16 protein-coding genes are annotated in these 17,391 nt (G+C 61.4%); 7 read left to right on the forward strand and 9 right to left on the reverse strand.

Annotated elements, in window-relative coordinates; translation table 11 throughout:
- Positions 1 to 71 precede the first annotated feature (71 nt).
- From QMK47_RS08595 to QMK47_RS08605, 3 genes are all read right to left on the reverse strand, one after another.
- Positions 72 to 899, reverse strand: coding sequence for a hypothetical protein (locus QMK47_RS08595; RefSeq protein WP_253472348.1), 828 nt, complete (start codon positions 897 to 899; stop codon positions 72 to 74).
- Between the two features lie 304 nt (positions 900 to 1,203).
- The gene (locus QMK47_RS08600) at positions 1,204 to 1,599 is read right to left on the reverse strand and encodes a YbaN family protein (RefSeq protein WP_253472350.1); all 396 of its coding nucleotides are present in this window, start codon (positions 1,597 to 1,599) and stop codon (positions 1,204 to 1,206) included.
- An 8-nt stretch (positions 1,600 to 1,607) separates the two neighbouring features.
- Complete coding sequence (locus tag QMK47_RS08605) at positions 1,608 to 2,195, reverse strand: YecA family protein (RefSeq protein WP_003198997.1); 588 nt, start codon at positions 2,193 to 2,195, stop codon at positions 1,608 to 1,610.
- A 438-nt stretch (positions 2,196 to 2,633) separates the two neighbouring features.
- On the opposite strand from QMK47_RS08605, the gene recQ reads away from it, so the two are divergent.
- From recQ to QMK47_RS08620, 3 genes are all read left to right on the forward strand, one after another.
- Positions 2,634 to 4,760, forward strand: a complete 2,127-nt coding sequence (recQ, locus tag QMK47_RS08610) for a DNA helicase RecQ (protein WP_253472352.1) — start codon at positions 2,634 to 2,636, stop codon at positions 4,758 to 4,760.
- A gap of 118 nt (positions 4,761 to 4,878) precedes the next feature.
- Positions 4,879 to 5,313: a MarR family transcriptional regulator gene (locus QMK47_RS08615; RefSeq protein ID WP_030141131.1), complete on the forward strand. Its 435-nt coding sequence runs from the start codon at positions 4,879 to 4,881 to the stop codon at positions 5,311 to 5,313.
- 112 nt (positions 5,314 to 5,425) lie between these two features.
- Positions 5,426 to 7,384 carry a FimV/HubP family polar landmark protein gene (locus tag QMK47_RS08620; RefSeq protein WP_320390049.1) on the forward strand — a complete coding sequence of 653 codons (1,959 nt, stop codon included), beginning with the start codon at positions 5,426 to 5,428 and terminating at the stop codon, positions 7,382 to 7,384.
- Between the two features lie 170 nt (positions 7,385 to 7,554).
- Here the strand turns inward: QMK47_RS08620 and QMK47_RS08625 are convergent, their stop codons facing one another.
- Positions 7,555 to 9,756, reverse strand: a complete 2,202-nt coding sequence (locus tag QMK47_RS08625) for a patatin-like phospholipase family protein (protein WP_253472356.1) — start codon at positions 9,754 to 9,756, stop codon at positions 7,555 to 7,557.
- A 70-nt stretch (positions 9,757 to 9,826) separates the two neighbouring features.
- On the opposite strand from QMK47_RS08625, the gene QMK47_RS08630 reads away from it, so the two are divergent.
- Positions 9,827 to 10,114, forward strand: coding sequence for a SelT/SelW/SelH family protein (locus QMK47_RS08630; RefSeq protein WP_253472366.1), 288 nt, complete (start codon positions 9,827 to 9,829; stop codon positions 10,112 to 10,114).
- Here the strand turns inward: QMK47_RS08630 and QMK47_RS08635 are convergent.
- The gene (locus tag QMK47_RS08635; protein ID WP_320390050.1) at positions 10,108 to 10,998 is read right to left on the reverse strand and encodes a DMT family transporter; all 891 of its coding nucleotides are present in this window, start codon (positions 10,996 to 10,998) and stop codon (positions 10,108 to 10,110) included. The genes QMK47_RS08630 and QMK47_RS08635 overlap by 7 nt on opposite strands.
- Before the next feature lie 293 nt (positions 10,999 to 11,291).
- Entirely contained in the window at positions 11,292 to 12,041 is a 750-nt protein-coding gene (locus tag QMK47_RS08640) for a helix-turn-helix transcriptional regulator (RefSeq protein WP_253472370.1), read from the reverse strand.
- 135 nt (positions 12,042 to 12,176) lie between these two features.
- On the opposite strand from QMK47_RS08640, the gene QMK47_RS08645 reads away from it, so the two are divergent.
- Positions 12,177 to 12,992 (forward strand): UDP-2,3-diacylglucosamine diphosphatase, encoded by an 816-nt coding sequence (locus QMK47_RS08645; protein ID WP_258690571.1) that lies wholly within the window; start codon positions 12,177 to 12,179, stop codon positions 12,990 to 12,992.
- Between the two features lie 104 nt (positions 12,993 to 13,096).
- Here QMK47_RS08645 and QMK47_RS08650 read toward each other — a convergent pair whose 3' ends face one another.
- Together QMK47_RS08650 and QMK47_RS08655 are read right to left on the reverse strand one after the other, a co-directional pair.
- Positions 13,097 to 13,687 carry an HD domain-containing protein gene (locus tag QMK47_RS08650; RefSeq protein ID WP_258690572.1) on the reverse strand — a complete coding sequence of 197 codons (591 nt, stop codon included), beginning with the start codon at positions 13,685 to 13,687 and terminating at the stop codon, positions 13,097 to 13,099.
- Positions 13,688 to 13,701: 14 nt separating this feature from the next.
- On the reverse strand, positions 13,702 to 14,013 hold the full coding sequence (locus QMK47_RS08655) for a DUF962 domain-containing protein (protein WP_027912759.1): 312 nt from the start codon (positions 14,011 to 14,013) through the stop codon (positions 13,702 to 13,704).
- A 160-nt stretch (positions 14,014 to 14,173) separates the two neighbouring features.
- On the opposite strand from QMK47_RS08655, the gene QMK47_RS08660 reads away from it, so the two are divergent.
- A complete protein-coding gene (locus tag QMK47_RS08660) occupies positions 14,174 to 15,235 on the forward strand; it encodes an AraC family transcriptional regulator (protein WP_320390051.1) in 1,062 nt (353 codons plus the stop codon).
- On the opposite strand, the gene QMK47_RS08665 is transcribed toward QMK47_RS08660, so the two are convergent.
- Positions 15,192 to 16,646: a TrkH family potassium uptake protein gene (locus tag QMK47_RS08665; RefSeq protein WP_253472377.1), complete on the reverse strand. Its 1,455-nt coding sequence runs from the start codon at positions 16,644 to 16,646 to the stop codon at positions 15,192 to 15,194. The genes QMK47_RS08660 and QMK47_RS08665 overlap by 44 nt on opposite strands.
- A gap of 162 nt (positions 16,647 to 16,808) precedes the next feature.
- Between QMK47_RS08665 and QMK47_RS08670 the strand changes: the two genes are divergently transcribed.
- Positions 16,809 to 17,372 carry an NAD(P)H nitroreductase gene (locus QMK47_RS08670; RefSeq protein ID WP_320390052.1) on the forward strand — a complete coding sequence of 188 codons (564 nt, stop codon included), beginning with the start codon at positions 16,809 to 16,811 and terminating at the stop codon, positions 17,370 to 17,372.
- The last annotated feature ends 19 nt before the right edge of the window (positions 17,373 to 17,391 follow it).

A 17,391-nucleotide genomic window follows, 5' to 3' on the forward strand; every position in this document is an offset into this window, starting at 1 on the left:
AAGAAATAAATGCGTCCCGTTGTTCTACCATTTTTCACTTAGTCCTCTTCTCTTCCTTTTCTTCCAGGACATCAGGGTGAGGACTGTCCAATTGGCAGGAGCTCCACGACACTGATGGCCTTGATTTTTCGTCCACCGCTGCTGGCTTCCGCCGGGCACGCCATCAATTCGACGTCATCCAGATCGAAGGCGCCGCCGATCGAGGCAAAGTTTAGAGTGAGGTTGGTTACCGTGGAGTCTTGTTCAGGAATAAAAGCTGCCTCATAGTTTCCCGCCTGAGAAAAAGTGACATGCTGATTAAATTCTGGAATGGAAACTTTGCCTTGACCGTAATAGTTGGTTATTTTGAACTTTACATTGGCCGATGCACCGGCCTTGACCGCAACGTGTTGAAACAGCGAACCCGAGTTGTCGAATTGAGCTCGACCGTCAACACCTTTGACCCTGCCGTTTTGCTCCCATTCGAGGAGTGAGGAGTTGTCGAAACCACCATTCTTAATCAGTTGAATAGGTGTGCACTCAGCAGCCGCCTCAAAATATAATTCGACATCATCGACGTCGTATGAATTCGAAGCCGAAATAAATATCAAATCCGCATTCCCGCTCCCGTCAACGATGAAACTAACCTCGTAAGGGCCTTGGTGGTCGATGGCGTAGCTGCTGGCGCTTGACGATAGCTTGACCATTCCGCCAGCGCCGTAATAGCTCTGGATATTAAATGTGACCTTGACTGAGCCTGCTCCCGGCAGTTCGACGGCCTGACTGAGACGGCCTGAACTTTCGAATCTCGCACGCCCCTCTGCTGGTGTTACACGATTTGCGTTCCATGAACCAAGATCCTGATCAAACGTTCCGTTCCTGATCAGGTTTTCACCATTGCTGGGTTTAGGCAATGCCATGGTATGACTCCTTGCAAATGTCACTCTGGCAAAGGACGCCCCTTCGTACCGAGTACTTTGAAGAATGGGTATGAGCGTCTATTACGATGTGAGTGAAGGGTGGGCCTGTAGCAAACCACCGACGTGCAGGGCTGGATACTGTCAAAGTTGACAGGTATGGGTGAATTCGGATGATCGGTTCGAATGGCTGATTGATTATTACAATTATCCGGTTCAATCAGGAAATGGCGGATGCGTGTCCGGGGAAGCGGCGTTAACAGCCCAGTGGGGCAAGCCCCTTTGCGCTTGAAAGCACTCGCACCGCTCACGGCTTGGGCAACGTCTTTTGCCTGAGAATATACACCGTCACCAGCACCGCACTGGTGAGCATGAATCCCCGGGCCCACGGCAGGGGCACCAGGTAGCAGGAAAAGAGGATGCTCGCCCACATCAGCCCGATGGCATAGACCTTACCTTTGAGCGGGATGCCGTTGCCACTGAGGTAGTCGCGAATCCACGGGCCGAGGCGGGGATGTTCTACCAGCCATTGGTAGAAGCGCGGCGAGCTGCGGGCGAAACAGGCCGCCGCCAGGAGCAGGAAGGGGGTGGTGGGCAGTACGGGGACGAAGATGCCTATGACCCCCAGCGCTACGCTCAGCCAGCCAATGGCCAACAGAACGTAACGCAGGATCAGCGAGCGATTGCCGACTGGCGAGGGCACCCGGTCACTCAGTGGTGGCGAGGCTTGAGGATCGCCGGTTTCTCGTCCGGTGCGTTGCACAGCAGGTACAGGGCCGTGAGGGCTTCGGGGATCTGGACGATCATGTCGTCCATCAGGTTGGCGTCGGCGGCGATGTCGGAAAATTCCGGTTGCTCGTCGAACAGGCCGGAACCGACCATGATCGGCAGCAGCATTTCGCTGACTTCCTCTTCGGCGGTTTCGAACCAGGCGGCTTCGCGCAGGAACACGCCTTCCATGAAGCCGATGCACCAGCCACGCAATTCCGAATCGTCCGGGTCATCGCCCAGGTCCAGGTCGCACGGCAGTTCGAATTCTTCGTCGGAAGCCAGTTGGCGGGCGATGTGGGCCTTGAGGCCGACCAGCGTGGCTTCGATTTCGGCACGCTGGGCTTCGTCGCTGTAATGCGGCTCTTCGGCGAACAGGGCGTCGATCCACTCACGGTCCGGCACCGTTTCTGCGCAGATGGACAGGGCGGTCAGATAGCCGTGAGCGGCCACGTAGTCCAGCGCCTCTTCGTGCAGCTCATCGGCGTCGAGGAAGACTTGCAGGCGGGTCAGTTGCTCAGCGAAGGACATTACGGGCTACCTTGGGGAATAAACAATGCGGGAATTCTAGGCCTTCTTGAGCGCCCAGGCCAGCCGCGTGGCGTATTTGCCTCTTGAAGGCCAGGGGTGGACACAAATGGGGGGGCGCCGCAGATCAAATGTGGGAGCGAGCTTGCTCGCGATGAGGGCGGCACATCCAGCACCTTCTCAAAATGACCCACCGCTATCGCGAGCAAGCTCGCTCCCACAGGGACTTGTGGCAACAGAAGCAATGTGTTGGGTATCCCTAGCCGCTAGCGCCTCCTGTCAGCAGCCCCCTTTGCAACGAAGGCCTCGGGTATACTGCCGCGTTTTGTGATGCCCTGCGGCGTCCCGCCGGTTCGAAACGCACACTTACGATTTGCCGGTGCAGCGTTTGTGATTCTGAACCAGCCTTGCAGGGATGTTTCGGTGATTTTTGGAGTTTCTATGCTCGAACAGGCTCAACGCGTCCTCAAGGACATCTTCGGCTACGACAGTTTCCGTGGCCGCCAGGGTGCCATTATTGAGCGCGTGGCCAGCGGTGGTGATGCCCTGGTGCTCATGCCCACCGGCGGCGGCAAATCCTTGTGCTTCCAGGTCCCGGCGCTGTTGCGCAACGGCCTGGCCGTGGTGGTCTCGCCACTGATCGCATTGATGGACGACCAGGTCGCGACCCTCGAGGAGCTGGGGGTTGCCGCCGCTTCGCTGAACTCCACCCTCAGCGCCGAGCAACAGCGGGACCTGGCGACCCGCATCAAGCGCGGCGAAGTGAAGATGTTGTACCTGGCCCCGGAACGCCTGGTGCAGCCGCGCATGCTGGCGTTCCTGCAGAGCCTGGAAATTGCCCTGTTCGCCATCGACGAAGCCCACTGCGTGTCCCAATGGGGTCATGATTTCCGTCGCGAATACCTGCAACTGGGACAATTGGCGGAACTGTTCCCCGACGTGCCGCGCATCGCCCTGACCGCCACCGCCGACAAGCGCACCCGCGAGGAAATTGTCGAGCGCCTGCACTTGCAGGATGCCGAGCGCTTCCTGTCCAGTTTCGACCGTCCGAATATTTTCTACCGCATCGTACCCAAGGAGCAGCCGCGCAAGCAGTTGCTGGCGTTCCTTGCCGAACGTCGCAGTGATGCCGGCATCGTCTACTGCCTGTCGCGCAAGAAGGTCGATGAAGTGGCGGCGTTTCTTTGTGAGCAGGGGTTCCCGGCGTTGCCGTATCACGCCGGCCTGCCCAACGACCTGCGGGCCTATCACCAGAAGCGCTTCCTCAACGAGGAAGGCCTGATCATGGTGGCCACCATTGCGTTCGGCATGGGCATCGACAAGCCCAACGTGCGTTTTGTCGCGCACCTGGACCTGCCCAAGTCCCTCGAGGCGTACTACCAGGAAACCGGGCGTGCCGGCCGTGACGGCTTGCCGGCCGATGCCTGGATGGCCTACGGCCTGCAAGACGTGGTGATGCTCAAGCAGATGCTGCAGAACTCCGAAGGCGATGAGCGCCACAAGCGCCTGGAGCAGCACAAGCTCGACGCGATGCTCTCGCTGTGCGAAGAAACCCGCTGCCGTCGCCAGACCCTGCTGGCCTATTTTGACGAAGACATGCCCCAGCCTTGCGGGCATTGCGACAACTGCGTCGATGGCGTGGAAACCTGGGACGCCACCGAGCCGGCCCGCCAGGCCTTGTCGGCGATTTTCCGCACCGGCCAGCGCTACGGTGTCGGGCATCTGGTGGACGTGTTGCTGGGCAAGGACAACGAGAAGATCCGCAACTTCGGCCACCAGCACCTGTCGGTGTTCGGCGTGGGCAAGGCCCGTACCGAGAGTGAGTGGCGTTCATTATTCCGACAACTGGTGGCCCGCGGCCTGGCCGACATCGACCTGGAAGGCTACGGCGGCCTGCGCCTGAGTGCGACTTGCCGGCCGTTGCTCAAAGGTGAAGTCACCCTCGAACTGCGCCGCGACCTCAAGCCGGCAACGGCGGTCAAGAGCAGCAAGAGCCAGGCCAGCCAACTGGTGCGGGGCGAAGAGCGCGATCAATGGGAAGCCTTGCGGGCCTTGCGGCGTAAGCTGGCCGAGGAGCACGGCGTGCCGCCGTACGTCATCTTCCCCGACTCGACGCTGCTGGAAATGCTTCGCAGCCAGCCCACCTCCCTGGCGGAAATGGCCCGGGTCAGTGGCGTGGGCGCGCGCAAGCTGGAGCGGTATGGCGAGGCCTTCCTCCAGGTCCTGGGCGGCGAGGCCGAAGCACCGAAAGCGGTGGCCGATGTACGCCACGAACTCATTACGCTGGCCCGGGCCGGCATGACGCCGTTGCAGATCGCCGGGCAACTGCAGTGCTCGGAAAAGAACGTCTACACGATGCTGGCCGAGGCCATCGGCAAACAGCAGTTATCCCTGGAACAGGCACTGGATCTGCCCGAGGAACTGATGGGTGAAGTGCAGGATGCCTTCTTGGATGGCGAAGGCGAGTTACCCCCAGTGTCTGAAGTTGCCGCACTGTTTGTCGGACGGGTTCCCGAAGGCGTGCTGTATTGCGTCAGGGCTGCATTACAGTCGGAATTTGAAGTCTGATCAGTGAGTTGCGTTCCTTTAACGATTCAGTACAAGGCGAGCCTTGCTTGAATCCAAAGCTCATGCTTAGCTGACTAATAATTAGTTTTTCTCTATTTCAGATCTGATGAGTTTTTTTATGCCGTTAACCGATCAACACCGTTTTGGCATGCAGTTGGCGCAAATGTCTCGTGGCTGGCGTGCTGAACTGGATCGTCGCCTGGCCGGGCTGGGCCTGTCCCAGGCGCGTTGGCTGGTGCTGTTGCACCTGGCCCGTTTCGAACAGGCGCCGACCCAGCGTGAACTGGCCCAGAGCGTCGCCGTCGAAGGACCGACCCTGGCCCGGTTGCTCGACAGCCTGGAAACCCAGGGGCTGGTGCAGCGCCAGGCCGTGGCCGAGGACCGCCGGGCCAAGAAAATCGTGCTCTGCGCACCGGCCCTACCGTTGATTGAACAAATCGAAACCATTGCCACGCAACTGCGTCGTGAGCTGTTCGAAGGTGTCGACGAAGCGGACATGCGCGTGTGCATGCGGGTCCACGGTACGATCCTGGCCAACCTGGAAAGATCCTGAGGCATATCCCTGGTGCCAGACTTTTGAGATTCGGCGATTAGCGAACTATAACCAGTACTAAGTGATCGTATTGGATGCGTTTACGCTCAGTCGGTAGTCGAAAGGGATACCCATGATTGAAAGTTTGCAGTCCACGTTGCGCAGTTGGGTCAACGTGTCGGTCGTCGTGGGTGCCCTGGGGTATTCGGCCTTGGCGTCGGCGCTGGGGCTGGGGGACATAACGCTCCATTCCGCCCTGAACCAGCCGTTGCGCGCCGATATCGCCCTGGTCGATGTGGCCGGGATCGGCGAGGGCGATCTGTCGGCCAGCCTGGCGAGCCCGGACGATTTCAGTCGTGCGGGTGTGGAACGGGCATTCTTTCTCAACAACCTGCGCTTCACGCCGGTCTTGCGCGGGGAGCGCAGCTTCATTCGGGTGACCTCCAGCAAACCGGTGGAGGAACCCTTTCTCAACTTCCTGGTGCAGCTCAATCAGCCCAACGGGCGCCTGCTGCGCGAATACACCGTACTGATCGACCCGCCGGGCACACCGGGTATCGTGCCGGTCCGTGAAGAACCTTCCGAGGCCCCGCAGTCCATCAAGCCGCCCCCGGCGGTGCAGGGCAAGCGTTACACCGTGGTGCCGGGAGACAACCCCTGGATCATCGCCAAGCGCCTGCATGACGCCGGCAGCAACGCGTCGGTCAATGAGTTGATGCAAGGAATCCAGGCCTTGAACCCCGGCAGCGACCGGCTTTCCATCGGCCAGCGCTTGTTGTTGCCCGATTCGGCCGTGCTGCCGACGTCGGCTGCAACGCCGGCCGGCCAGGCCCCCGCCGCGTCCGATGAGCAATTGGCCGCCAGCGTGCTGCAAAACCAGCAGCAACAGAAGACTATCGAGCAACTGCAGGCCCGGCTCCAGGTCCAGGACGAGGAAATCGCGGGCCAACGCAAGCAGATCAGCGAATTGCAGGCCCGGCTGGCCGAGGTAGCGCCAGCCCCTGTGGCATCGACGCAACCGCAACCGGCGCTTCCTGCAGCGGAACCGGCGTCGGACGCGCAACCCGCTACAGAACCGGCAGCAGAGCCAGAGGGCATCAATTGGACATGGGTGGCGGGGCTGGTGGGCCTGTTGGGGTTGCTGGCGCTGTTACTGTTCGTTCGGCGTCGGCAGCAGCAGGCCGAGTTGGAACCGATGGCCGGGCGTCCCGAGCCGATGCTGGAGGAGGGCGACGAAACCTTTGCAGCAATCCCCGATACGGAGCCGTCCGAGACCGCGGCATCGTTCAATAACGGTGACACGCCCCTGGGTGATGTGCTGGAGGGCGTCGGGATCTACCTGACCTACGGTCGATTCACCGAGGCCGCAGGGCTGTTGCGCGCCGCGTTGCTGGCGGAGCCGGAACGCACCGACCTGGGCCTCAAGTTGCTGGAAGTACTGGGCAAGCAGGGCGATGTCATCGGTTTCCAGGCCCAGGAACATCATCTACTGGCACAGGGTATCGATGCCGGGACGTTGGAGGAGATCCGCGGGCGCTACCCCAAGGTTTCCATGATCGCCGCGCCGACAGTGGCGTCGGTACAACCTCAGGTACCGGTTCTTGCATCTACTCCGGCACCGACACCTGCTCCTGAACGTGAGCCGGTGTCCGGTGACGAGTTCGAGTTGGACCTGGATGCACTGTCCATGGACACCAGCTGGGACCTCGCCGATGCCCAGGACAACACTGCTGATAAAGAGGCTGTTTCACCCTATGCCGCCGAGAGTTTTTCGCTCTCGGGTTTTGACGAACCGGACCTGCAATGGGAAGCGCCACTGGAAACCGAGTCGCTGGACGATGCCTTCCTCGATAGCTTTGCCGACGAAGAACAGTCGCTGGAACTTGAGCCACTGGCCCTTGAACCTGTTTCCCTGGACACCCTGTCCCTCGAGCCCCAGGCCCCGGAACACTCGGTCAAGCTGGAACAGGCACAGAATTGCATCGACGATGGAGACCTGAAAACCGCCGTCTCCCTGCTTGAAGAACTGCTCGAGGAGGGCGACGAGCCGCTCAAGCAGACCGCCCGGGTGCTGCTGGCAGGGATTCGCTGAAGCTATAAATGGATGTTGAGTCCACTGGCCTCTTCGCGAGCAAGCTCGCTCCCACAGGGATCTTCGGTGAACAATCATCCCGCGAACACCCCGGCACCCCTGTGGGAGCGAGCTTGCTCGCGATGACGGTCTGTCAGGCCATCAATCCAGCCCAGGCAACACCCAGCCCATCAAAACGTCTGCCCCAGGTTCAGATACACCGCCTGTTCATCATCGTCGTTAAAGCCATAGCTGAAATTCAGTGGCCCCAGCGGTGTATCGAAGCCGAGGAAGATACTGGCGGCGTTGATGTAGCCGCTGTCGAATTCGTTGTCATTGTTCCAGGCCCGGCCGCGTTCCAGTGAGCCGCCGATGTACAGCGGGAAGTCCAACGGCAGGTAGGTTCGCGGTGTGAGGCGGCGGTAATACACAGCGCGCATCAGGCTGATGTTCTGCCCGGAGACCCCGTCTTCGCGAAAGCCCGACAGTTGCCGCGCGCCACCGAGCACAAAGCTGGACGTCACGACTTCAGCCGTGTCCAGTGTTCGACCGTAGCGCCCACCCAGAATGAAGGTGTCCGGGCCGCTGCTCAGGGCTTTGTCCAGCTTGAACTCCCACTGGCGGTAACGCTGGTCGGAACCCAGCCCTGGTTCGTATTGGCGCCAGGTCAGGCCGATGTCTTCACCTTCGTGGGGGAAATACACGTTGTCGAAGGAATCGAAGGAGTACTTCAGCTCATAGAAACCTTCATTGAAGTTTTCGCTGGGCTGGTCGTGATCGCCGATGCGCACATCCGCCTTGCCCCAGGCCTGGCCGACACCGAAGCGGATTTCGCCGTTGTTGCCGATCTGGCGGCCCACGTTCAGCCCGAAGCCATAGCGCTCGACGCGATACTGGGCCACCGGATCGTTGTCCAGGATGGACTCCACGTTGCGGGATTCGAATTGCCCGTAGGGGGCGATGAAGTAGCGTGAACCGACATCCAATGGCTGGTAGAACTCGCTGTACAGCTCCTGCTTGTCGCCGATCTGCGCCCGGGTCAGCCATTCGGCACCGAGGCGATTGATACCGTTGACCCGGTAGCTGGCCCCCAGGTTGAAAGCGCTGTCGCCGCGCATGTCGTCCGACAGGCTCAACCCCAGCCGCAGGTAGTCGGTGCCGGTGCGTCTTCCCCGGGCGCTGATCACCAGCGTGTGATCCGGGCCCTTGCGGACTACGCGGTATTGCACCTGTTCGAAGTAATCCAGGCCGTACAGCGTGCCCATGTCGGTCTGCAGGCGACCCAGGTCCAGCGGCTCACCGATCTTCTGGCGAACGTAATAGCGGATCACGTCATCGCCGACTTTCGAGTCGTTCTCCACACGAATGGCGGTGATGACCGGCGTGCGCTCGCTTGGGGTGCGCGCGGCCATGAGCTCGGCGTCGGGCGCCTCGGACGGGCGTAGAGGAGCCAAGCGTGCCTCGAGTATCCGCGTTGCACGGTAACCGGCGTCGATTATCTCCTGGGCCCGGCCGAAATCGGTGGAGCCGAAGCTCGCCAGCGCTGGCTGGATCAGCACGTCGTCTTTCTTCAGCGTTGCCAGTTGCTCTTCAGAGTTGCGCCGGGTCATCAGGGTGGTCGATTGGTTCAGCACGTCGACCACCGTGACCAGTTGCTTGCGGTTGCGCAGGGGCGTGCCGATGTCGACCACGATGGCCACGTCCACCCCCATTTCCCGGGCCACATCCAGCGGGATGTTGTCGGACATGCCGCCGTCCACCAGCAGCCGGCCGTCCAGTTCCACCGGGGCGAATACCGCCGGGATCGACATGCTGGCGCGAATGACCTTGGGCAGATGACCTTTGCGGAACACGACTTTTTCGCCCGTGGCGATGTCAGTGGCGACTGCGCGAAACGGGATCGGCAGTTTGTCGAAGTCCCGTGTATCGCTGGCGTGGGCCAGCAGGCTTTCGAGCAGCAGGGCCAGGTTCTGGCCCTGGATGACCCCCAAGGGCAGGCCGAGACTGCCATCGTCACGAAAGCTCAGTTTCTGTTTGACCAGGAAGTCCCGGTCATCCTGCTTGCGTCGGAATGGTACGTCCTTGCGCGGCGGCGCATCGGACAGAGCCTGTTGCCAGTCGATGCCCAGGGCGAGTTTTTCCAGTTCGTCGATCTTGTAGCCCGAGGCATACAGCCCGCCGATCACCGCGCCCATGCTGGTACCGGCGATGGCATCGATCTTGATGCCTTGCTCTTCCAGGGCCTTGAGCACGCCGATGTGGGCCAGCCCCCGTGCGGCACCGCCGGACAGCACCAGGCCGATTTTCGGGCGTGGCGCTTCGACGGCGGGCTCGTTGGCATGGCCGAGCAGGGGCAACAGCAACAGAAGCAGGAGGGGTAGGAGGCGGCGCATCGTCAATCTCGGGGCGGGCGTCAAAGGCGGGTATTATAACGACGCCTTCGAACCCAGGAGTCCACCCGCAATGACCGAACGTAAACCGGAAGTCGTCATCACGTATTGCACCCAGTGCCAATGGCTGTTGCGCGCTGCCTGGCTGGCCCAGGAACTGCTCAGCACCTTCGGCGACGACTTGGGCAAAGTGTCCCTGGTGCCGGGCACCGGTGGCGTGTTCCACATCACTTGCGACGATGTGCAGATCTGGGAGCGCAAGGCCGATGGCGGTTTTCCCGAAGCCAAGGTTCTCAAGCAGCGGGTCCGCGACCGGATCGATCCGGAGCGGGACCTGGGCCACAACGATCGGGTTCAGTGAGACGCCGCTTGGGCGCCAACCTCCGGTTTCTTCGAACCGCCCAGTTGGCTTGAGATCACAATGGCCGCGATGATCACCACACCGCCCAACAGCATGCGCAGGGTCGGGTTCTCATCGAACAGCCACCAGGCCATGGCGATGCCATAGACCGGCTCCATGGCGAACACCACCGCCGCCGTGCGGGCCTTGATCACCGCCAGGCTGGCGACGAACAGGCTGTGGGCCAGGCCGGTGCAGAACACGCCGAGCAAGCCGATCCACAACCAGTCGATGGGGCGAACGTCGCTCAATTGTGGCGCGGCCATCGGCAGCAGGCACAACCCGACCACCACGTTCTGGCACAGCGCGGCCTGCACCGGCGGGACGTGCGCCGAACCGGCACGATTGGTCAAGGACAGCAGGGAGAAGAGCAACCCCGAGGCCACGGCCCACAGCAGGCCAGTGGTGGCACCGCTGGCCAAGTCGAAGTTCGGCGTGACCAACACCAGGCCGACGCTCACCAACACCACCAACCAGATTTCATTGGCGCGAATCCGTTCGCGGAAGATCAGCCCTTCAAGCAACACCGTGAAGGCCGGAAAACTGGTGAACCCCAGCGTGGCGACCGCCACGCCGGCAACCTTCACGGCGATGAAAAAACTCACCCAGTGTCCGGTCAGCAACAACCCCCCGAGCAGCAATCGCCGGCCATCCTGGGCCCGCAGCTTCTGCCAGCGACTGTTGCTGGCGAACCGGGCAAACATGGCCAGGGCGAGCACGGCGAAGACGGCGCGACCAAACACAATGACCGTTGGCGAGGCTGTGGCGAGTTTGCCGAATACACCGGTCAGGCCAAACATGAGGGCGCCGATGTGCAGGGCGCCGAGGGCGGTACGAGGTGTCATTTCAATCCTTTTAACAGATAAGCCAAAACCGACGGACAAACATCAATCCCCTGTAGGAGCTGACTGTAGGAGTTGACTGTAGGAGCTGACGAGTGCAACGAGGCTGCGATCTTTCCCCAGACACTTGAATCGCAAGCGAAAGATCAAAAGATCAAAAGATCAAAAGATCGCAGCCTCGTTTCACTCGTCAGCTCCTACACAGCTCCTACACAGCTCCTACTGCTCCTACAGGGCATTTAAGCGTTGGGGAGGGGCTGGCGTCTGTCGCAATCCTAGCGATTTTTAGCGCGAATCTAGCGTTGACGCCGCAGCGTGCCCGGAGAGACGCCGAATTCGCGCAGCACCGCTGCGGCGAAGGCACTTTGGGAGCTGTAGCCGACGCGGTGGGCGATCTCACCGATGGGCAGCTGCGACTCACGCAACAACGCCACGGCCTTGTGCAGGCGGCGGCTGCGGATGTAATCCATCGGGGTTTGCCCGCACTCGGCGACGAAGCGCGCGTGCAGGCGGGCGCTGGAGAGGCCGGCGACTCGCGCCAGGTCCGCCACTTGCAGCGGATAGGCGGCGTTCTGGTCGATGTGGGCGTTGAGTGCGGCGTAGGGCAGGCGCCGGCCGCCGAGGGTTGCCTGGCGAGCGTTATTGAGACTCGCCAGCAGCAGCACCGCGCCTTGCTGGGCGATCACCGGATCGTCCACCGGGCTGCCCGCCAGCCAACTGACCAACTGGCTTTGCCCCGCATCCAGGGGCAGGCGAGCGGTATCGTCGAGCAAGCGGCGGCTGGCGTCGGCGTGATCCCCCAGGCATTGCCCGAGCCAGTCATCACTGGGCACATCCAACACCAGGCAACGGCTGCCGTGGGGGCTGCCGCAGCCGTGATGCGCGCCGGCCGGTACCACCACGAAGCTTTGTTGCACCACCTGGCTGCCATGCCCTTCGACCTCGAAATCCAGCGCGCCAGACAGCCCGAACACCAGTTGGGCATGGTCATGGCTGTGGGCGATCAAGTCGTGGCTGTAGTGGCGTAGCGTGAGGATCGGTCTCATCGCGGTCTCCCGTGTCTGGCCGCCAGCATACACCGAGGGCGCAACGCCCGGCGCTGTCACGCAATGGACTTGTGTTTGTCATGGGCCATTAACCGCTGGCGTGCACAGTGGCAAAAACGATCAGAGGGTTGCCCAATGACCAGCGCCGAGCTCGCCAAACCCAGCCGCAAACAGCGTGTTCGCACCCTGTGGATTTCCGATGTGCATCTGGGGACCCGGGATTGCCAGGCCGAGCACCTGTCGCAGTTCCTCAAGGGCTACCACGCCGACAAGGTCTACCTGGTGGGGGACATCATCGACGGTTGGAAACTGCGCGGTGGCATGTATTGGCCCCAGGCCCACACCAACGTCATTCGCCGCTTGCTGACGATGAGCAAGCGCGGCACCGAAGTGATCTACGTCACCGGCAATCATGACGAATTCCTGCGGCGTTATTCGAAGCTGATCCTGGGCAATATCCAGTTGGTGGACGAAGCGGTACACGTCACGGCCGATGGGCGGCATCTGTTGGTGATTCATGGCGACCAGTTCGATGTCATCACCCGGTACCACCGTTGGCTGGCGTTCCTTGGGGATTCGGCCTACGAGTTCACCCTCACGCTGAACCGCTGGCTCAACCATTGGCGAGCCCGTTACGGCTACGGCTACTGGTCGTTGTCGGCGTACCTCAAGCACAAGGTCAAGACCGCCGTCAGCTTCATCAGCGATTTCGAAGAAGCCATCGCCCACGAGTGTGTGAAGCGCGAACTGCATGGTGTGGTCTGTGGGCATATCCACCATGCCGAGATGCGCATGGTGGGCGAGGTGGAATACCTCAATTGTGGCGATTGGGTCGAATCCTGCACGGCGCTGATCGAGCACTGGGACGGGTCGATCGAGTTGTATCGGTTGGCGGAGGCCCAGGCGCGGGAGGCGCAGTTGAAAGCACTGAAAGTCGCCGAACCTGCTTGAGCCCGTAGGAGCTGACGAGTGCAACGAGGCTGCGATCTTTCCCCTGACGCTTGAGTCTCAAGCGAAAGATCAAAAGATCGCAGCCTCGTTGCACTCGTCAGCTCCTACAAGGCCGGTGCGTCAGCCATCGCCGCCTTGTAGATCGACTGCTTCGGCGCAGCAAACACCCTTTCCAGCATCGGCTCGAAGAAACTCAACGGCAGCGTGTCGTACTCGGGGTCGAACGCCGCCGCGTCATATTTCGCACAAAAGTCGACCGTCGCCTGGTACTGCGGATGTTCGAAAAACTGCTCGCGCAGGTGCCGGTCCATGCCCAGGTGATGGAAGAAGTAATAGCCCTGGAAAATCCCGTGTTTTTCCACCATCCACAGGTTTTCGGCGCTGACGAAGGGCTTGAGGATCGCCGCGGCGATGTCCGGGTGGTTATACGAGCCGAGGGTGTCGCCGATGTCGTGGAGCAGGGCGCAGACCACGTATTCGTCGTCCCGTCCGTCACGGTAGGCGCGGGTGGCGGTTTGCAGGGAGTGGGTCAGGCGGTCCACCGGGAACCCGCCGAAGTCGCCGTCCAGCAGTTTCAAATGGGCCAGGATCCGGCCCGGCAGTTGCCGGGCATAGGCGCTGAAATCGGCTGCGATGATCGCCCAGTCTTCCTGGGTGCCGTCCCGCATGTGGGTAAAGCGTGCATGAGTGTTCATAGGCAATCCTTTGGCTAGAACGCCACCTTGCCCAGCAGCATGTCGCGGTACATGACGAAATCGCCGAGCAGGCTGTAGAACGGATGCTGGAAGGTGGCGGGACGGTTTTTTTCGAAGAAGAAGTGCCCGACCCAGGCAAAGCCGTAGCCGGCCACGGGCAGTGCGAGCCACAGCCACCCGCTACCCACGACGAGGGCCATGACGAACACCAGGATGACCAGGGAGGTGCCGATGAAATGCAATCGGCGGCAGGTGCTGTTGCTGTGCTCGCCGAGGTAATACGGGTAGAACTCGGCGAACGTATTGAATCGTTTAGCGTTTTCCACGACTGCGCTCTCTGTGGTTATTGTTCTGGCGATCAATGCGTTCAGCGGCTTACTTTGAGTCTAGAGCGATCACTTGCAACAGCCAGTGACAATGGGCGCCACTTTAGTATCCTTCGCAAATCCAGCCGTACCCTGCGGCTCGTCATGCAAGTAAAACGTCATGAGCGAACGAACGACTTCTTCAAGCTGGGCGATGGGGATTGTCAAAGCGTTGGAAATGGACGGCCTGGATTGTCGGGTGCTGTTCCAGAAACTGGGGCTGGACTTTGATGCGCTGAACGATCCGGATGCACGTTTCCCCCAGGATTCGATGACGCGGCTCTGGCAACGGGCGGTGGAGTTGTCGGGTAACCCGGCCATAGGCTTGAACATGGGCAAAGTGGTGCGTCCGGCCTCGTTCCATGTGGTTGGCTATGCCTTGATGTCCAGTCGCACCCTGGCAGAGGGCTTTCAACGACTGGTGCGATACCAGCGGATCATCGCCGAAAGCGCCGACTTGAGTTTTCGTCGGTTGGAAGAAGGCTACGGGCTGATCCTGACGGTGCATGGGGACCATCTGCCCCCCACTCGCCAAAGTGCCGAAGCGTCCCTGGCCTGTGCGTTGGCGCTATGCAGTTGGCTGACCGGGCGCGCCCTGCACCCGGTGAAAGTGCTGTGCCAAGGCGCCGAGCCCTTGGACCTGGCGCCTTATCAGCGAGCTTTCTGCGCGCCGTTGGTGTTCGGCGCACCTTATGACGCACTGATTTTTGAACGGGCCGACATGGAGGCGCCGCTGCCGACGGCCAACGAAGCCATGGCGCAGTTGCATGACCGGTTTGCCGGGGAGTATCTCGCGCGCTTTTCGGAAAGCCGCGTGACCCACAAGGCGCGACAAGTGTTGTGCCGACTGTTGCCCCAGGGCGAGCCCAAGCGAGACGTGGTGGCGCAGACGCTGCACCTGTCACAGCGCACCTTGCAGCGGCGTTTACAGGAGGAAGGCACGAGTTTCCAGAGCCTGCTCGAAGACACCCGTCGCGAACTGGCCGAGCAGTACCTGGCGCAGCCGGGCATGACGCTGCTGGAAATCGCCTATTTGCTGGGGTTTGCCGACCCGAGCAATTTTTTCCGGGCCTTCCGTCGCTGGTTCGACACCACGCCTGGCGAATACCGGGCACGGTTGGCGAGTCAGCCTGAAGCGGTCAGTGACGCCAGAACGCCGGGATACACAGCACGAACACCGTGATGATCTCCAGTCGGCCCAGCAGCATGCCTCCTGACAGAATCCACTTGGCCGCGTCCGGCAGCGGTGCGAAGTTGCCAGCCGGCCCGATGGTTTCCCCCAGCCCCGGGCCGACGCCGGACACGGTGCTGGCCGCGCCGGTCAGCGCCGTCATCCATTCCACGCCCAGCAACGACAGCAGCAGGGCGATCACGCAGATGGTGATGGCGAAGAAGAACGAGAACGTAAGGATCGAGCGGACGATTTCTTCGTCGAGGCGATGACCGTTGTATTTCTGCTTGATCACCGCGCGGGGGTGGATCAGTTGATTAAGGTTGGCCCGCAGCAGGATGTAGGCGACCTGGAAGCGGAAGATCTTGATCCCGCCGGCCGTCGAGCCTGAACAACCGCCGACGAACCCCAGGTAGAAAAACAGCATCAGCGAAAAATTGCCCCACAGGCTGTAGTCGCCGAGGGCGAAACCGGTGGTGGTGACGATGGACGTCACGTTCAGCGCCACGTGCCGCAGCGCGTCCAGCCAATGCAGGTCGGTGGTCGCCCAATACCAGGTGCCGAGCACCAGCCAGGTCACCAGCAACACGCCGATGAGCCCCTGGACCTGCTGGTCCTTGATCAGCGCCCGACGATTGCCCCGCAACATCGAGACGTACAGGGCAAATGGCAGGCTGCCGAGGATCATGATGACAATGACGACCCAGTGCACCGCCGGCTGGGTCCATTTGGCCAGGGACAGGTCCGAGGTGGAAAAACCGCCGGTGGAGATCGCCGACATTGCATGGTTGATGGCATCGAACAGGCTCATCCCGGCCCACCAGAGCGCCAGGGTGCCGAGAATGGTGATGCCCACGTAGGACGCCACGATCAGCCGCGCCACCATGTGGGAGCGGGGCATGACTTTTTCCGAGCGGTCCGACGATTCGGTCTGGAACAGCCGCATGCCACCGATGCGTAGCAAGGGCAGGATCGCCACCGCCATGCCGATGAAGCCGATACCGCCGAGCCAGTGCAGCAGCGAGCGCCACATCAGGATGCCCGGGGACATGGTGTCCAGGCCGCTCAGGACGGTGGCACCGGTGGCGGTGATGCCCGACATGCTTTCGAAAAACGAGTCGGTGTAGCTGATCTTCTGGGTCAGCAGGAACGGCAGCGCGGCAAAGATACACACCACCAGCCAACTGCTGACGGTCAGCAAGTACATGTCGCGCGGGCGCAGGTGGATGTGTTCCGGGCGCCCGGGCAGCACCAGGGCCAGGCCGGCGAGGAAGGTGATCATGCTCGACCAGAGGAACGACGGCAGGTCGCCGGTGCGCTCGAAGACCATCAGGGTGGCCATGGGCACGACCATGAAGATCGCCAGGGTGATCAGGAAGATGCCGATGATGAAACCAATGATCCGCAGGGTCGGCAACGCCATGAAGTCCGCTCAGGCTGAAAAAGGAAGGGCGCCATTCTACCCGCGACAAGCGCCCTGTAAACCGGCACCCGGCGCGGAGTGGGCAGCTGGCCGCGGAATTTGCGCTAACGAACTCGCCGCACAGCCACTAGAATAGCCGGACATTTTTTCAGGAGGTGGCCGATGCAGGCTCTCGACGCTTTGCTCAACCGTGTTTCCGTCCCGCGCCTGATGGAGCCGGCCCCCACGCCGGAACAGCGCGAACTCATGTTCGCCGCGGCCATGCGGGCACCGGATCACGGCCAGTTGCGGCCATGGCGTTTTCTGACGGTCGAAGGGCAGGCGCGCAATCGCATGGGCGAACTGCTGGCCGAAGCAGCGCGGTTCAATGACCCGCTGGTACCGGAAGCCGTCGTGGAAAAGGCCCTCAACGGCCCATTGCGCGCGCCCCTGGTCGTGGTGGTGATCGCCCGTCTGCAGGACCATTTCAAAATCCCCAAATCCGAGCAACTGTTGGCGGCCGGCTGCGCGGCCCATGGCATCTTGTTGGCGGCGTATGCCCAAGGGGTTGGCGGCGTGTGGCGCACCGGTGAACTGGCGTACTCGCCGCATGTGGCCAGGGGGCTTGGCCTTGAGGACGGGGAAGAGGTGATCGGTTTCCTCTACCTGGGCACGCCGCAGAAAGAAGCGCGCACGGCGCCGAAGGTGGAAACCGCCGAATTTGTCAGCGAGTGGACAGGCCTGTAGGAGCAAGCTCCCCCGCCAC

The sequence above is a fragment of the Pseudomonas sp. P9_35 genome (assembly GCF_034008205.1).
Classification (GTDB): domain Bacteria; phylum Pseudomonadota; class Gammaproteobacteria; order Pseudomonadales; family Pseudomonadaceae; genus Aquipseudomonas; species Aquipseudomonas kilonensis.

What these genes read in the sequence shown, in the direction of transcription:
- QMK47_RS08615 (WP_030141131.1), top strand. Translation starts at nt 4,879, where the DNA reads ATGCCGTTAACCGATCAACACCGTTTTGGCATGCAGTTGGCGCAAATG.
- QMK47_RS08650 (WP_258690572.1), bottom strand. Translation starts at nt 13,687, where the DNA reads ATGAACACTCATGCACGCTTTACCCACATGCGGGACGGCACCCAGGAA.
- QMK47_RS08645 (WP_258690571.1), top strand. Translation starts at nt 12,177, where the DNA reads ATGACCAGCGCCGAGCTCGCCAAACCCAGCCGCAAACAGCGTGTTCGC.
- QMK47_RS08625 (WP_253472356.1), bottom strand. Translation starts at nt 9,756, where the DNA reads ATGCGCCGCCTCCTACCCCTCCTGCTTCTGTTGCTGTTGCCCCTGCTC.
- recQ (WP_253472352.1), top strand. Translation starts at nt 2,634, where the DNA reads ATGCTCGAACAGGCTCAACGCGTCCTCAAGGACATCTTCGGCTACGAC.
- QMK47_RS08620 (WP_320390049.1), top strand. Translation starts at nt 5,426, where the DNA reads ATGATTGAAAGTTTGCAGTCCACGTTGCGCAGTTGGGTCAACGTGTCG.
- QMK47_RS08665 (WP_253472377.1), bottom strand. Translation starts at nt 16,646, where the DNA reads ATGGCGTTGCCGACCCTGCGGATCATTGGTTTCATCATCGGCATCTTC.
- QMK47_RS08660 (WP_320390051.1), top strand. Translation starts at nt 14,174, where the DNA reads ATGAGCGAACGAACGACTTCTTCAAGCTGGGCGATGGGGATTGTCAAA.
- QMK47_RS08630 (WP_253472366.1), top strand. Translation starts at nt 9,827, where the DNA reads ATGACCGAACGTAAACCGGAAGTCGTCATCACGTATTGCACCCAGTGC.
- QMK47_RS08635 (WP_320390050.1), bottom strand. Translation starts at nt 10,998, where the DNA reads ATGACACCTCGTACCGCCCTCGGCGCCCTGCACATCGGCGCCCTCATG.
- QMK47_RS08640 (WP_253472370.1), bottom strand. Translation starts at nt 12,041, where the DNA reads ATGAGACCGATCCTCACGCTACGCCACTACAGCCACGACTTGATCGCC.
- QMK47_RS08595 (WP_253472348.1), bottom strand. Translation starts at nt 899, where the DNA reads ATGGCATTGCCTAAACCCAGCAATGGTGAAAACCTGATCAGGAACGGA.
- QMK47_RS08670 (WP_320390052.1), top strand. Translation starts at nt 16,809, where the DNA reads ATGCAGGCTCTCGACGCTTTGCTCAACCGTGTTTCCGTCCCGCGCCTG.
- QMK47_RS08605 (WP_003198997.1), bottom strand. Translation starts at nt 2,195, where the DNA reads ATGTCCTTCGCTGAGCAACTGACCCGCCTGCAAGTCTTCCTCGACGCC.